The sequence below is a fragment of the Mucilaginibacter polytrichastri genome (assembly GCF_001911425.1).
GTDB classification, from domain to species: Bacteria; Bacteroidota; Bacteroidia; order Sphingobacteriales; family Sphingobacteriaceae; genus Mucilaginibacter; species Mucilaginibacter polytrichastri.
Genome location: NZ_MPPL01000001.1, coordinates 3,445,333 through 3,460,591 on the forward strand (window position 1 = coordinate 3,445,333; position 15,259 = coordinate 3,460,591).

10 protein-coding genes are annotated in these 15,259 nt (G+C 43.2%); 5 read left to right on the plus strand and 5 right to left on the minus strand.

Annotated elements, in window-relative coordinates:
* Positions 1–1,845 carry a type VI secretion system baseplate subunit TssF gene (locus tag RG47T_RS14550; protein ID WP_074490146.1) on the plus strand — a complete coding sequence of 615 codons (1,845 nt, stop codon included), beginning with the start codon at positions 1–3 and terminating at the stop codon, positions 1,843–1,845.
* Here RG47T_RS14550 and RG47T_RS14555 read toward each other — a convergent pair whose 3' ends face one another.
* Positions 1,846–2,784 carry a type VI secretion system baseplate subunit TssG gene (locus RG47T_RS14555; protein ID WP_074490147.1) on the minus strand — a complete coding sequence of 313 codons (939 nt, stop codon included), beginning with the start codon at positions 2,782–2,784 and terminating at the stop codon, positions 1,846–1,848.
* Positions 2,785–2,901: 117 nt separating this feature from the next.
* Between RG47T_RS14555 and RG47T_RS14560 the strand changes: the two genes are divergently transcribed.
* The 3 genes from RG47T_RS14560 to RG47T_RS14570 all read left to right on the plus strand — a co-directional run bounded on the left by RG47T_RS14560 (position 2,902) and on the right by RG47T_RS14570 (position 6,082).
* Complete coding sequence (locus RG47T_RS14560) at positions 2,902–3,795, plus strand: TssN family type VI secretion system protein (RefSeq protein ID WP_074490148.1); 894 nt, start codon at positions 2,902–2,904, stop codon at positions 3,793–3,795.
* Positions 3,796–3,815: 20 nt separating this feature from the next.
* Positions 3,816–4,961, plus strand: coding sequence for a hypothetical protein (locus RG47T_RS14565; RefSeq protein WP_074490149.1), 1,146 nt, complete (start codon positions 3,816–3,818; stop codon positions 4,959–4,961).
* A gap of 203 nt (positions 4,962–5,164) precedes the next feature.
* Positions 5,165–6,082, plus strand: coding sequence for an NADP-dependent oxidoreductase (locus RG47T_RS14570; RefSeq protein ID WP_216351061.1), 918 nt, complete (start codon positions 5,165–5,167; stop codon positions 6,080–6,082).
* Between the two features lie 117 nt (positions 6,083–6,199).
* Here RG47T_RS14570 and RG47T_RS14575 read toward each other — a convergent pair whose 3' ends face one another.
* From RG47T_RS14575 to RG47T_RS25760, 4 genes are all read right to left on the minus strand, one after another.
* Positions 6,200–7,648: a TolC family protein gene (locus RG47T_RS14575; protein ID WP_074490150.1), complete on the minus strand. Its 1,449-nt coding sequence runs from the start codon at positions 7,646–7,648 to the stop codon at positions 6,200–6,202.
* Between the two features lie 7 nt (positions 7,649–7,655).
* Complete coding sequence (locus RG47T_RS14580; RefSeq protein ID WP_074490151.1) at positions 7,656–10,808, minus strand: efflux RND transporter permease subunit; 3,153 nt, start codon at positions 10,806–10,808, stop codon at positions 7,656–7,658.
* Between the two features lie 71 nt (positions 10,809–10,879).
* Complete coding sequence (locus RG47T_RS14585; protein WP_074490152.1) at positions 10,880–12,010, minus strand: efflux RND transporter periplasmic adaptor subunit; 1,131 nt, start codon at positions 12,008–12,010, stop codon at positions 10,880–10,882.
* A 112-nt stretch (positions 12,011–12,122) separates the two neighbouring features.
* Positions 12,123–12,518 (minus strand): hypothetical protein, encoded by a 396-nt coding sequence (locus RG47T_RS25760; protein WP_139235685.1) that lies wholly within the window; start codon positions 12,516–12,518, stop codon positions 12,123–12,125.
* 370 nt (positions 12,519–12,888) lie between these two features.
* Here RG47T_RS25760 and RG47T_RS14595 point away from each other — a divergent pair, with 370 nt between their 5' ends.
* Positions 12,889–15,249, plus strand: coding sequence for an ABC transporter permease (locus RG47T_RS14595; protein WP_074490154.1), 2,361 nt, complete (start codon positions 12,889–12,891; stop codon positions 15,247–15,249).
* The last annotated feature ends 10 nt before the right edge of the window (positions 15,250–15,259 follow it).

Here is a 15,259-nt window from a genome sequence, read left to right on the forward strand (position 1 = left end):
ATGAGCAATATATTTTTTAATACTAAAGAAGATATCAGAACACGCATGCTGCGCAACGCCATGGATTACTGGGGCACCGCCAACATTAATGATATTGACCCGATGGTTAAGCTTTTGATTGAAACCCTAAGCACCGAGCTCTTTAATGTATCAAACGATGTAAAAAACCTGGAGAACCGGGTATTAAGCAAAATATCGCGCATACTGGCCTCAGATTATTTAACTTCTGCCCTGCCCGCGCATGGTGTTTTAAAAGCGCAGCCTATAGAAGCCAAAGAAGTAGTAAACGTTAACAATCATTTTTTTTATAAAAGGCAGGCCACAAAAGATACCGCAAAAAACGAAAACGAGGATATATTTTTTTCGCCAGTGGGCGATGTTAATCTATTTAATGCCAATATACGTTATGCAAGCAGCGGGCGCAATTTGTATGAGTATGATGAAAACATGCGTAAAAATACCCTGCTTACAGCTGCCTCTACCCTCCATACCGAAAGTAATACCCTGTGGGTTGGGATAGAAGCTGCACCCGGCCTTATTAACCTGCAAAACCTGGCCCTCTTTTTTGAATGGCCAGACTACACCGCTAATGACGATTTTTACAAGCTGCTTTCGGTAGTAAAATGTTATGCCGGCGATTATGAGCTGGAGACCCAGCCCGGGCTGGTTTACAGGGAAGATCTGGACGCCAAGAACAGGCCTGTATTTTATGAGCAGAACGTAATAAACCTTATTACCCGCGATATTAAAGAGTTTTACACCAACAGGTTTATCTCATTAACAGACATCCGGCTAACTGATGTTACCAATTATACCCTGGCGTTTCCGGAAGCATTTACTAATGCTTTTAACACGGCAGAGCTAAGCAGGTTAAAGCCATGTACCTGGATTAAGATCACCTTTCCGGCTGCTATTGCGCCGCATATTATAGAAGAACTGCAGGTATCAGTTAACTGTTTCCCGGTGGTGAACAGGCGCAGGTACGAGCAGAAATACAGGTTGAGGGAAATGAACAATATTATACCCATTAAGGTGGCATCAAATGACCATTTTTTATCGGTTAAAGATTTGTTTGACGATCGTAACGTACATTACAGTGAGATACCGTACACCCAGGCCAACCAAAGTTTTGAGGGCAGTTACTCTATTCGCAATGGTGGCGCCGAGCGGTTCGACTCGCGCAATGCGCAACAGCTTATCGAGTATTTATTTGAGTTGTTGAGGGATGAAAAAGCCGCTTTTGCCAGCTATGGAAGCGATTTTTTAAACAACATACTGAAAACACTTGAACAGAATTTGGCACTGATCGAAAAAAAATCGCGCCTGGCCGAAAACGGTCATGAGCTGTTTAATTATCTGATTGTGAAGCCTAATGAAAAAGCTACCATGCTTTACTTACAATATTGGACCACACTGGCCGATGCAGCTAATAACATACGCCGTGGTGCGCGCCTGCAACAGTTCGAGATGCTTAAAATTAAGGCTGATAGCCTGCGCCTGATGAGCAGTACCGTTGGCGGCCGTAACAGCCTTGGGGCTACAGAACGTATCCAGGCCTACAAATACGGACTGACCACTAAAGACAGGATTGTTACCCAGGCAGATCTGGTAAGCTTTTGCTTTTATGAACTGGGCAATAAAATAACCGATGTTAAAATAGGCAAAGGGCTGGTGGTATCCAGCAACCCGAAAGAGGGCTTCAAAAAAACGGTGGATATATTTTTAAAACCTGCCGGTAATATCAAGCTCTCTGCTGATGATTGGGATACGCTGCTTAATCTGCTGCAATCTAAATTAAGCAGCCGCAGCGTAATAAACTCGAGCTACAGGTTGTTTATAAACTAATTAATTGCCTAAAAATGTAGTAAAACCCAGGCAGGCGTTTTCTTCGCCCAAACCCAGTACCAGTTTTTGATAATCGGGCTCGGCTACATACCGCGTACTGATACCGGTTTGCAGAGGAATAAAATAAGACAACAGCACATCCATAGCTTCGGCAGCGCGGGTACCAGGCAAAAACTCAAGCATTTGCTTGGCTGTAAGCGGTCCAATAGTTATAATTAATTCTTCTTCCGGCTCGTTAACCTGCCCTGCAATAAAATTAACACCCAAAACACCCGAACCTAACTTGGTTTCTAATGCCTTGGCTTCGGCAGCCATGGTGTTATTATCGCTAAGCTGGTATTGAAGGCTGATGCCTGCCTTAAACATAATACTAAATACATTGCTTATAAAATCGAGATTGTTACGCTGTTCGTGTATTACAGGCAGCACATGCATCAGTATTACCATTTGCTCGTTGGTAAAACATTTAAACTCTCGCCACTCTTTTAAAAATATATTAACCAGTTCATCATACTCACTTTTTTTGTCAAGGCGGCTCTCGTATAGTTCAACCACAGTGCGGATGTGGTAGAGCTCGGCTTCAAAGGGAGCAAAAAATGCGCGGGCCTGCTTTTCCTCTTCGCGGCGGGCAACTACATCTTTAATCATTTCTTCCTCGGTGATCATCACACTGGATGATGGCGGCAGGTGAAACAACCCTTCGGGCAGCATATCATACAAACCCTCCCGGTTAATACTGATAGACAGCATTTTGCGGTTTCGATAGGCCGAATCATAATTAGTTACCCCGGCTATTTCTTTAGCATAGGCGCGCTCCTTGGCACCCACGGGCAAAATAATTACCTCATCGGCGTTAACAAGTCCCTGCTCAATCAATTCGGCGGCAAGGGTTACGGCTTTGTAATCTGTATCGAGCTGGTTTGGTAGCTTAACAATCATTTAACTTGATTTTTGCAGTGTTATATAAAACAATAACCACAATTATTGGTAATTGATTAGACAAAGTTCAGATTTAATTATTTGGACTTTTTTTAGCCATCTACACCTATAACTTTTATGGACGTTAAATCCTTCTTTATCCGCTATTTGCTGTTCCCGGTAATTTTTGTTGTTGCCACGGCAATAATGACCATTATCAATAAAAAGAATAAACTTCTTAATAACAAAAAGCTTATTGTTATTATTCTTGTTACCAGTTTATTGCTTGGGTTGCCAGGCTTAATGGGCTTTTTAGATCTGCAATTTATGCCTTGGGGATACATTATCTGCCAAATTTATTACATAACCCTTGGTATACTATTTGTATGGCTGGCCGGCGTTTATTACGAAACCGAGCTATTGGAACGTAAAGGCTTTTTCTTTATATGTTGCCTCATAGCATGCTTGCTGGGTGTGTTTCTGTTTAAACTGGGCTTCGATTGGTTAAATGACCTTAAATATGGCTTATGGGCGGCTAGCTCTGTATTTGTATTTTTGGTTCCGGTTGTTTTCTGGTGGGCCTATATTGCCTTTTTAAATATCCCGCTGGAAATCTATAAAATTTGGCAATACCCGCTTGTTCCGGCCGATATCAGCATGGAGCATCTTGATTTTAATCATTTGCTGGTATTAGAAGTTAACCTGTATAAGCATACCGATGATGCAGAGCCTTTAAAAGTCAAAGCAAAAGCCCCGCGCAACATGAACTTTGGTTTATGGTTCCAGAAATTTATTGATGATTATAATTTAAAATTTCCCGATTCGCCTATACAATACCAGCATGCCGGCAAGGAAAGTTATAGGTGGATTTTTTACATTAAACCATCGTTTTTTAAGCAACGGCAGTTTATTGACCCCGACCTTGATATTGAACAAAACAACGTTACCGAAACCTTTGCCATTTTTGCAAAAAGGGTTTCTGAGGTAGCAAGCACACCCGAGCGCAAAGGTGATGAAGCTGTTTATTTATAAATTTCACAAAATAGTATCGTATGTATTTACCATTGAAGTATAGATCTGTTAACTGGGTGGATGGGATGAAAATTTCCAGCGGGCATTTTGTACAAACAGATAATTTTATTCAGGACATGATCCGGGATAGTAACTCTATCACCCTTAATAATAACAATTTCGGGCTGCTCCCCCCTTTCAGCGGCGAAAACACATCGCTGGATATCCAGATAAGTGAGCGCGCATCAAACCAGATTCAGGTTAAGATCAAACAATGTAATGCCATTACAGCTGAGGGTTATCGCATTCACATTTCGGCTGAAGCATTGGGCGAGGAGTTAGTGTTTAACCATTACTTTAACCAGGAACAACTGACCGATGCCGTTGAAACTTATTATATTATTTTAACTGTTAACCCGCACGAACGTGTAGCCAGCGGCAAACCCGATCCGGAAGAAACACCCCTACGCTACCCCGAGGTAGATAACTTTTATGGCATCACCATTTTGCCCGCTTCGCAGATCAGCATTAAAAACAACCATTATCTGGAAGTGGGCAAGTTTACCCGCAGCAATGCGGGCATACAATTAATTGCAGACTATATCCCCCCTTGTACTGCTATTTTAAGCCATAACGATCTGATAAAATATTATGAATCATTTAGTAGTCAGCTGAATGATTTTCAACTGTTGTCATTCCGTATTATCGATAAAATAACCTCTAAGGATACGATATCGCCCATCGGTAAAAATGTGAAGCTGCTGTGCGACAAAATGCTGGATTATATTGCCCGCATTTATTTCGGTTACCGCAACATTGCATTTCAGCAAACACCGCTGGTGCTTGTTGGCTATTTTTCTGAGATGGCACACATATTTTTTAGCACCGTTAAAAGCATTGCCGGTACCGAACGCGAGGAACTGCTGAAATACTTTTACGAGTGGAAAGATGTTACCCCCGGTAATTTTGAAGAGTTACTGGCCCGTTTAATTGAGGTGGTATATAACCATCATGATATCCGCTCGTCAATGACCGTGGTAGACGAGTTTTTAAGGGTGATCATTGCCTTGTGGAACAAATTAAGCACACTGGAATATATTGGCCAGCGTAAAGAAAACATTGTGGTGGCCGAGCAGCAAATGGTGCAAACCGTACAAGCCAAACGCACCTGGACTTTATTGGATTAAGGTTAACCCAGATACTGATCGCATACAATATGGCGGTGGCTACAAACCACCGCCTTTTTTATTCTTTGCAAATTTTGACAAGTATTTGTCAAATAATAACCAGCTATTGTCGCTACACCGTAAAAAACGCGGCAGCTTTTAATTAAAGAAACATGCACGGTAGCGCAACGTTATTGAAATACATATTTATAAATACCACAATTATGAAAGCAGTAAAATTTGAAAAATACGGTGGCCTGGATGTACTTAAAATAGAAGATATACAACGCCCGGTGCCTGCAGATAACCAGGTACTGGTAAAAGTTAAAGCAGCAGGGATAAACCCCGGCGAGGCGTCGATACGTGAGGGAAAATTAGCCAAACAATTCCCTACTACCTTTCCTTCGGGCGAGGGGAGCGATTTTGCCGGCATAATTGAAGAAGTTGGTAAAGGTATCACCGGTTTTAATGCAGGTGATGAGGTAATTGGTTTTACAGATAACAGAGCCAGCCATGCCGAATATGTTTTGGCAGAAGCCGATCATATTGTACCCCGCCCGGCTAATGTACCGTGGGAACAAGCCGGGGCGCTTTTTGTGGCCGGCACTACCGCGTGGGCATCTGTACATGCCGTTTCGCTTAAACCCGGCGATACGGTAGTAGTATCCGGAGCCGCAGGGGGTGTTGGTTCACTTGCCGTACAGTTGGCTAAAAATGCCGGAGCTAACGTGATTGGACTAGCAGGAGAATCGAACCAGCAATGGTTAAAAGATCACGGCATTACCGCTGTAATTTATGGCGATGGCCAGGCCGACCGCATTAAAACAGCATCTGCAGGCAAGGTTGATGCTTTTATTGATACGTTTGGAAAAGGTTATGTAGATCTGGCTCTTGAATTGGGTGTGCCAGCCGACCGGATCAATACCATTATAGATTTTGAAGCGGCGCAAAAACATGGCGTAAAAACTGAAGGCAGCGCAAAAGCAGCCACAGCAGAAGTATTAGCAGAATTAGCCGGACTGTTAGCCTCCGGTAAATTAGAGATCACCGTTGCAAATACTTACCCACTGGATAAGGTACGTGATGCCTACGCTGAACTGGAACAGCGCCATACACATGGCAAAATTGTACTGATCCCTTAATTACAGCAATTGAAAACGGTCTAAGTATCCGGAAGAATAACTTCTAATAATTATACAAACAGAAGTCCCTGCTAAAAAGCAGGGACTTCTTTGCTTTAAGGAATATTCAAATATACTCTATCGCCAGCCTCCGCCTACCGAGCGGTACAGGTTAATAGCATTGATAAAAATATTTTTCCGGGTGTTGGCCAGTTCCAGTTCGGCATCCAGTACGCTGCGTTGTGCAGTTATTACCTCCAGGTAGTTAGCCCGGCCTACCAGGTACAGATCATTGGCTACATCAACCGCGTTGTTAAGAGCCTGTACTTCCTGTTGCTTTTGCAGGTAGTAGTTTTGGTAATTTTCAACACCTTTTAAGCCATTCATTACTTCCTGAAAACTGGAAAGGATAGTTTTCTGATAGCTATACAAAGCCTGCTTTCCTTCGGCTATATTGCGCGCATAGTCGGCCTTAATTTGCCTGCGGTTAAATATTGGGGCGGTAACGCCACCAACAATACCATACACAAACGAGCCTGTATTAAACAATAGCGACGAGGCAAAGGAGTTAAACCCCACATAAGGCGACAATGTTAATGATGGAAAAAACGCTGCCCTTGCCGCTTTAATGTCGGCATTCATTGCTCTTAATTCAAGTTCAGCCTCTTTAATGTCGGGCCGGTTTAGCAGCAATTGCGATGGGATACCGGCTGTTAAAGCCTTTGGCAATACCAGCGTATTGATAGAGGTATCCCTTTTAATGGGCTGCGAAAACTTACCGGTTAAAAAATTAAGCTGATTTTCTGTTTCGGTAATTTGTTGCAAGGTGGCGTATTCCAACCCCTGGGTACGTTTCAATTGCGCCAGAAACTGCTGTACAGCCAGTTCTGTAGCGCGGCCACCCAATTTTTGGATCTTTACAATTTCCAACGCATTGTTCTGTAGGATAATATTTCTGCGGATCACCTTCAGTTCGTAATCAAGCGCAAGCAATTGGTAATAGGCCGTTGCAATTTGTGAGGTTAGCGAGGTCATTACCATTTTGTAACCATTCTGGCTGGCCAAAAACCGGCTAAATGCTGCTTGTTTACGGCTATGCAGTTTCCCCCACAAATCAATTTCCCATGAGCTTCTGAAGCCTACAAAATAATCGGGCGTTGGGTTGGTGGGTATACGCTGGTCTTTATTAATGTTTGATGACAGGTTGGTATCGTAATTACCTACACCATTCATGGTATAATCGCCATATTTTTCTATTCCGGCGTTTACATTAAGGTTTACGCTTGGCAGCAAGGCACCGCCACTGTATCTCAAATTGGCATTAGCCACCTCAACCCGCTGTAAAGCCGAAAGGATATCCAGATTGGCTGCCATAGCCGTATCAATCAGGCTCACCAGGTAGGTATCCGAAAAAAACGTACTGATGGGAATAGCCGCGATATTGCCGGTATCCTTAGCTACGGCAAAGGTATCGGGCAGTTTCATGCTCGATGTTACCGTAGCCGATTTGTAATTGCCGCAACCCGCTGCCAGCAAAACAGCAACAAACGCAGCGTAATATTTATATTTAATTTGATGAATTTGCATAGTAAAATTAATAGGTGCTTTGTAATTCTGCTTCTTCTGTAACCTCGGCCGGCTTTTTCTTTTTGCCCATGCTGGAGAAAATTACATAAAGGCCGGGAATAAGGATCAACCCGAAAATAGTTCCCAATAACATCCCCCCTGCTGCAGCCGTACCGATAGATCGGTTACCCATAGCACCAGCACCGCTGGCCACGCATAACGGGATTAAACCGGCAATAAATGCAAATGAAGTCATCAAAATTGGCCGGAGCCGTGATACCGCACCTTCTACAGCGGCTTTTACAGGTGTTAAACCTTCTTTCTCACGCTGTACGGCGAACTCAACAATCAGGATGGCATTTTTACCCAGTAAACCGATGAGCATTACCAGGGCTACCTGGGCATAAATATTGTTCTCGAGGCCCAGTATCTTCAAGAAGAAAAACGCCCCGAAAATCCCTGTAGGCAATGATAGTATTACAGCCAATGGCAACAATAAACTCTCATATTGAGCGGCCAGTAACAGGTATACGAAGATTAAACAGATGATAAAAATATAAATCGCCTGGTTGCCCGACAGGATCTGCTCGCGCGTCATCCCCGACCAATCAAACGAGTAGCCCTTCGGTAGTTTCTCCTTGGCTATCCGTTCAATGGCGCTGTTGGCATCGCCGCTGCTATAGCCCGGTGCAGCATCACCATTAATCATGGCAGACGTGTACATGTTGTAGCGCGTTAACTGCTCGGGCCCTACCACTTTTTCCATTTTAATAAACGTAGAAAACGGCACCATTTCGCCTTTATCATTTTTGGCGTACAGGCTCAGCACATCTTCCGGCCGCGAACGGTATTCGGGCGAGGCTTGCACCATTACCTTGTACATTTGCCCGAAACGGATAAAGTTGGATGCATAATAACTCCCCATTAAAGTTTGCAGGGTCGACATTGCTTTATCAATCGTGATGCCTTTCTTGGCCGCCATCTGCTGATCTACCGTGATCATATACTGCGGGAAGTTTGGATCAAAGCTCGAGAAGGCATTTTCAATCTCAGGCGACTTGTTAAGCGCATCGATAAATTCTTTAGATATTTTCCCGGTTTGCTGTAGATCGCCGCTGCCGGTTTTATCCAGCAACCTGATCTCGAAGCCGCTGGAGTTACCAAAGCCCGGTACCGTAGGCGGCGGGAAAAACTGGATAGAGGCATCACCAATATTCCTGGTTTTATCTTGCAGTTGCTTAATCACTTCTTCTAATGATTCTTTACGTTCGTCCCAACCTTTAAGGTTAATCATGGCCATGCCGTAAAATGCACCGGCAACTTCATTCACCAAACTATAGCCGGATAAGGTTGATACCGACTCGATAGCTTTTATTGTTTTGGTTTGCCTTTGAATTTCAGACAGTACCTCTTCGGTACGCTCAACGGTTGAACCCGCCGGGGTGGTTACGTTTACATAGATCATACCCTGATCTTCCGTAGGGATAAAGCCCGAAGGTAATATGGTGCTAATGCCCCAAGTGGCTACAAAGAAGATGAGCAGCAACACAACGGTTATCACACGCTGCCCGGCAATTTTGCCAATCAGGCGGGCATAACGATTATTTAGCCAGTCGTACTTATTGTTAAAGCCATCAAAAAACTTGTGGACTAATCCCTTTTTGCCATGCTCATAGTGCGTATGCTTTAGCATAATGGCACATAGCGCCGGGGTAAGTGTTACGGCGTTGATCCCGGAGATTACAATGGCAATAGCCATGGTTAACGAAAACTGGCGATAAAACACCCCTACCGGGCCCGACATAAAGGCTACCGGCACAAACACTGCCGACATCACCAGCGTGATAGCCACAATGGCCCCGCTGATATCTTTCATAGCGCTGATGGTGGCTTCCATCGGCTTTAAACCTTCCCCCATTTTTACGTGGACGGCCTCCACTACCACAATGGCATTATCTACCACTATACCAATAGAAAGTACCAGCGCAAACAGGGTAAGCAGGTTAATGGAGAACCCCAGCGTTTGCATAAAGAACAGTGTACCAATGAGCGCGACGGGTACTGCTAATGCAGGAATTAAGGTAGATCTAAAATCTTGCAAAAAGATGAACACCACCACAAATACCAGCAAAAACGCTTCGACCAGCGTACGCAATACTTCATGGATGGAAGCATCCAGAAAACGCGAAACGTCATAGTTTACATTGTAAGTCATCCCGGTAGGGAACGACTCTTTTTTCATCTCGGCCATGCGGCTTTTAATGTTGGCAATAACCTCGCGGGCATTAGAGCCTGGGCGCTGCTTAATCATGATGGATGCCGAAGGCTTGCCGTCGGTTTTTGACACCATGCCATAGGTAAGCGAGCCAAACTCTACGTTGGCCACCTCTTTAAGCTTAAGCACCGTGCCGCTTTCATCCGCACGGATCACAATATTTTCGTACTGCTTGGGTTCAAAAAACTTACCCGGATAGCGCAGCACATACTGCAATACCTGCGGCGCTTTATCAGAGCTTTGCCCGGTTTTGCCCGGTGCAGCCTCTACATTTTGGTTACGGATAGCTTCGATCACATCATCGGCAGAAACCTTGTAAGCCATCATCCGGTCGGGCTTAAGCCATACCCGCATAGAGTACTCTTTGGCACCCATAATTTCGGCACGGCCTACACCATCAATCCGTTTTAACTCTTGCAGTACGTTGATATCGGTAAAGTTGTAAATGAATTTCTCATCAAGGGTGCTGTCCTGGCTCATAATGTTGAGGTACATCAGCATGCTGTTCACCTCTTTTTCGGTGGTAACACCGGCCTTGATTACTTCCTCAGGGAGCTCATCAATAATGGTCGACACGCGATTCTGTACGTTTACCGCAGCCTGATCGGGGTCGATACCTACGTTAAAATAAATCTGTATAACGGTTAATCCGTCGTTACTGCAAACGGTAGACATATAGGTCATGCCCGGTACGCCATTGATAGCCCGCTCCAACGGAGTGGCTACAGCCTTGGCGCATACCTCGGCATTGGCGCCTGTATAATTTGCCGTTACTGTAACCGATGGCGGCACAATATCCGGAAACTGGGTTACCGGCAATGTTAACAAAGCCAGCACACCCAAAAGGGTTATAATTAAAGATATAACCAGCGACAAGATAGGTCGCTTAATAAATATATTGAACATGAGGTTTCAACTATTTTAAAAGGTCAGACAAATGGCCGTTCCGGGTTGAAACAGCCTGAATAAGCAGGGAGCTATTTTAAAACCAGCATGGCAGGTTTAGTAAGCATATTGGGTTTAATAACCATCCCATCATGGGCGTTTTGCGTACCCTCGTATAAGATTTTATCGCCTGCTTTAAGCCCTGCCTTAACAATATAATATTGCGACATGCGGGTAAGCGGCGTAAAATTGTGCATCTTCAGTTTATTATCTGGCCCAACGATATACACATAGCTTTTATCCTGCACATCAAATACCGACTTTTGCGGCACCATAATAGCAGCATCCAGCTTGGTTGTTATATATATTTTACCGCTGGCACCATGGCGCAGCAGCTTGCTGGGGTTAGGGAATTTAGCACGAAGATCTATCGAGCCGGTATTTTGTTCAATCTCGCCTTCAATGGTTTCAATATTACCGGGATAAGTATAACTACTGCCATCGGCCAATACCAGCTTAACCTCATCATTCTTTTCTTCCTTATTGTTTTTAGCCCGCTGGTATTTCAGGTATTCGTTTTCGGGGAAACTAAAATAGGCATACATCGAGCTGATGTCTGATATGGTGGTTAGCAGGGTGCCCTCATCAATTAAACTACCTGCTTTAAGTGGGATCCGATCAATAATTCCATCGTACGGCGCACGGATACTGGTATAATTAATATGGTTTTGTGCGGCCTGTACATTAGTCCGCTCTTCGGTAATCAAGGCTTCATCAGCCGTTAACTTTGATTTGGCTACATCCAGTTCTGATGGCGAGATCACGTTTTTATTAACCAGCATTTTCACCCGGTCAACTTCCAGGCGGGTTGCTACGGCATCGGCAATGGCATTACTTAGGGCAGCTTTGGCCTTGGCTAAGGCTACCCGGTATTCTTCGTCATTTACTTTAAATAGCAACTGGCCTTTTTTTACCGGCTTGCCTTCGTCTACATAAATTTGGTCCAGAAAACCTTTTAACCGCGACCGCACTTCTACATTTTTAAGCGCCTGTATATCGGCTACGTAGGCAGTTTGCAATACGGTATCTTTTTGTTTTAAGATTACAACAGGTAGTTGCAGGGTATCTTCTACGTCTTTATTTTTATTACTTGCTGAACAGCTGGCCAATAGCAAGGCACCAAATAATGGTAACCAGCCAAAAGCGGTATGATTTTTTATCATTACGGCAAAATCTAATATTGTTGTTTAAGGGATAATACCGGCGCAGGCAGAAATCTGTATTGATAACCCGCTACGCCATTAATTAATAGAATACTAAACGAACCTATTAGAGTTAAAACGGACTAAACCGGAAGAGAAAATTATAGTAAGCGGGTAGCATGGCTACGCCTATAGAATAGTTGCTGCTGCAATTATACAACAGGTATTTAGGGACTGTAAATAACGAGGAGCAAAATGTGCCGGATACAAATATGCTAAAGCTGTGCGACCTGCTGTTTACATACCTGCGGTGGCTGTTAATTTTATGCGGCAGTATCGGTATGGCCTCATCATCAAGGGGGGCTTGGTGCAAAAAGCAATCGGCCCAGGTATTTAATTTTGGATGTGCTGATGCAAATACTGAAGATTGACTGTCATTGTTATCCTCAAACGGATTGGCGGCGTGGAAATACGTGACTGCATTAACCAGCCAAATACATAAAAAGATATTGAACCACTTTTTCCACATGTATATTACAAAAATAAGGATTTTACGCCTTAATAGTTTTAAAAATATATGCTTTTTTTTGCAAATATCAAATTTATAGAGGTTTTAACGTACTTATTGAACACTCATTACCAATATATTAGTCAGTTGATAGCCCGATATAATTAAAATTCTGTTTCGCTTTATATTGGCTGCAGGAAGTAGTACACCCCACAGCTAAGGATGCCACTGTATACGTGGAACTTATGTGCTGAAAACGAACGTGAAATTGTCCGTTTCCGATACAGTGCCGGTCAGATTATTTATCATAAACATTTAAAAATCAAATAATTAAAAATCAGGCATTATATTTACCATATACAGGTAATCCGATTCTCTAAAGTACAGCATCATGATCAAAAATTATCTGAAAATAGCCTGGCGTAACTTAAAAAAAGACAAGCAATTTACGTTGCTCAATGTGTTAGGCCTTTCTGCCGGACTTGCTTGTACCCTTCTTATTTATTTATGGGTACATGATGAGTTACGGTATGATCAGTTTTTTGACAAGGACGACCAGGTTTACCAGGTACTGGAACACCGGAAAAGCAGCAGCCAACAGCTAACCGATGAATCATCGGGCATGATGAGTGAGGTATTGAAGCTGCAAAACTCTGAAGTAGAATATGCCGCAGCTGTTGCCCCGTCAGATTGGTTTCAGAAATTTACGCTTACCTCGGGCGATAAAAACATTAAGGCTGCCGGCCAATATACCGGAAAGGATTATTTCAATATTTTCTCTTTTAAAATGCTGCAAGGCGACAGAGGTAAAGTATTGAACAATAAAAACGGAATTGTTATTTCTGACGATTTGGCCAAAAGACTTTTCAATACATCAGATAATGCCATCGGTAAACCAGTTAAGTTTCAGCAGGGCAAATATTTTTATGTATCAGGCGTTTTTGAAAAACTGCCTGTACACTCCTCCCAACAGTTCGACTTCGTGCTGTCATTTGATTACCTGGCCGACGTACAGGGCTGGGTTAAAAACTGGGGTGATGCCGGCCCTCATAATTTTATAATGCTAAAAAAGGGCACCGATATCAACACCTTTAATAAGAAAATTGCCGGCATGGTAACCAAAAACAATGGCGACACCACCCGTAGCGCTTTTGTTACCCGTTTCTCTTACAATTACCTGCACAACACGTTTAACCATGGGTCGCGGGTTGGGGACCGGTTAGCGTATGTTAAACTATTTTCATTGATCGCTATTTTTATACTCATTATAGCCTGTATCAATTTTATGAACCTCTCCACCGCCAAAGCATCCGGACGGATGAAAGAAGTAGGCATTAAGAAGGTGGTAGGCGCCGCACGTGGCCAGTTAATTACACAGTTCCTTTCCGAATCATTACTAATGGCGCTATTAACCATGTTAATTGCCATTGCTGTCACCTGGTTGTTACTGCCACAATTTAACCAGCTAACAGGTAAACAAATCCGCCTGGAGTTTGATGCACCATTATTAATGATGCTGATTGCCATTACACTTTTTACAGGTTTGGCCTCGGGTAGTTATCCGGCCTTATACTTGTCTAAATTTAAACCTTTAGCTATTTTAAAAGGTAAGCTAAGCTCGTCATTTGCAGAATTGCTAGCGCGTAATGGCTTGGTAGTATTTCAATTCACGCTATCAGTTATGCTTATTGTGGCCGTGCTGGTAGTTTATAAACAAATACAATACATACAATCTACCAAGCCGGGGTATGATAAAGACAACGTGATCCGGTTTGATTCTGAAGGCAAGCTGCAAGGGAACGAAGATAACTTTACTGCCCAGCTTAAAAACATCCCCGGCGTTATCAATGCCAGCTTTACACAACACGGCTTGGTTGGTCGTAATTATGGCACCGCTGTGGTAAGCTGGGAAGGAAATACTAACCAGGATATTTATTTTGAGGGCTTTTATGGTGGTTATAACTTTATCGAAACCTTGGGCATGAAAATGGCAGCAGGCCGGGCGTTTTCTAAAAACTATGGTACCGAAGGTGGTAAAGTAATATTAAATGAAACAGCTATTGAGGCCATGCACCTTAAAAACCCGGTGGGTAAAAACATCAAACTTTTTAATAAGAGCCTGCAGGTTATCGGTGTGGTAAAAGATTTCCATTTCGAATCATTACACGAGGCGGTTAGGCCTTCATTTATTGTACTGGCTCAAGATGTTAATCCCTGGTATAAGTTAATAGTAAGGATAAAAGGTACGCAGCAGAAACAAACCATTGCCCAAATACAGCATTTATATGAAGCTTATAATCCCGGTTTCCCATTCTCTTGTAACTTTTTGGATGATGCTTATCAAAAACAATATGAAACCGAAACCAGGGTATCCATTCTGGCTAAATATTTTTCATTCCTGGCTATATTGATCTCTTGTCTCGGCCTTTTTGGTCTTGTTGCCTTTACCGCGCAAAAACGGCAGAAAGAAATAGGGGTCCGCAAAGTTATCGGGGCATCGGTCAATAGCATAACCATTATGCTCACCAAAGATTTCCTTAAATTGGTATTGATTGCCGTGCTTGTTGCGTTCCCGATAGCCTGGTGGGTAATGTATCAATGGCTGCAAGGCTTTGCTTACCGCATTAGCATTGGCCCGGGCGTATTTATAATTGCCGGCACTTCTATTATTTTTATAACCTTGCTAACAGTAAGTTTTCAGGCGATAAAAGCGGCCACGGCCAACCCGGTGAAAAGTTTAAGGAGCGAATAAAAAGCTTGAA

Excerpts from the sequence above, each read along its gene's own strand:
- RG47T_RS14550 (WP_074490146.1), top strand. The coding sequence starts at position 1 with ATGAGCAATATATTTTTTAATACTAAAGAAGATATCAGAACACGCATG.
- RG47T_RS14555 (WP_074490147.1), bottom strand. The coding sequence starts at position 2,784 with ATGATTGTTAAGCTACCAAACCAGCTCGATACAGATTACAAAGCCGTA.
- RG47T_RS14560 (WP_074490148.1), top strand. The coding sequence starts at position 2,902 with ATGGACGTTAAATCCTTCTTTATCCGCTATTTGCTGTTCCCGGTAATT.
- RG47T_RS14565 (WP_074490149.1), top strand. The coding sequence starts at position 3,816 with ATGTATTTACCATTGAAGTATAGATCTGTTAACTGGGTGGATGGGATG.
- RG47T_RS14570 (WP_216351061.1), top strand. The coding sequence starts at position 5,165 with ATGAAAGCAGTAAAATTTGAAAAATACGGTGGCCTGGATGTACTTAAA.
- RG47T_RS14575 (WP_074490150.1), bottom strand. The coding sequence starts at position 7,648 with ATGCAAATTCATCAAATTAAATATAAATATTACGCTGCGTTTGTTGCT.
- RG47T_RS14580 (WP_074490151.1), bottom strand. The coding sequence starts at position 10,808 with ATGTTCAATATATTTATTAAGCGACCTATCTTGTCGCTGGTTATATCT.
- RG47T_RS14585 (WP_074490152.1), bottom strand. The coding sequence starts at position 12,010 with ATGATAAAAAATCATACCGCTTTTGGCTGGTTACCATTATTTGGTGCC.
- RG47T_RS25760 (WP_139235685.1), bottom strand. The coding sequence starts at position 12,518 with ATGTGGAAAAAGTGGTTCAATATCTTTTTATGTATTTGGCTGGTTAAT.
- RG47T_RS14595 (WP_074490154.1), top strand. The coding sequence starts at position 12,889 with ATGATCAAAAATTATCTGAAAATAGCCTGGCGTAACTTAAAAAAAGAC.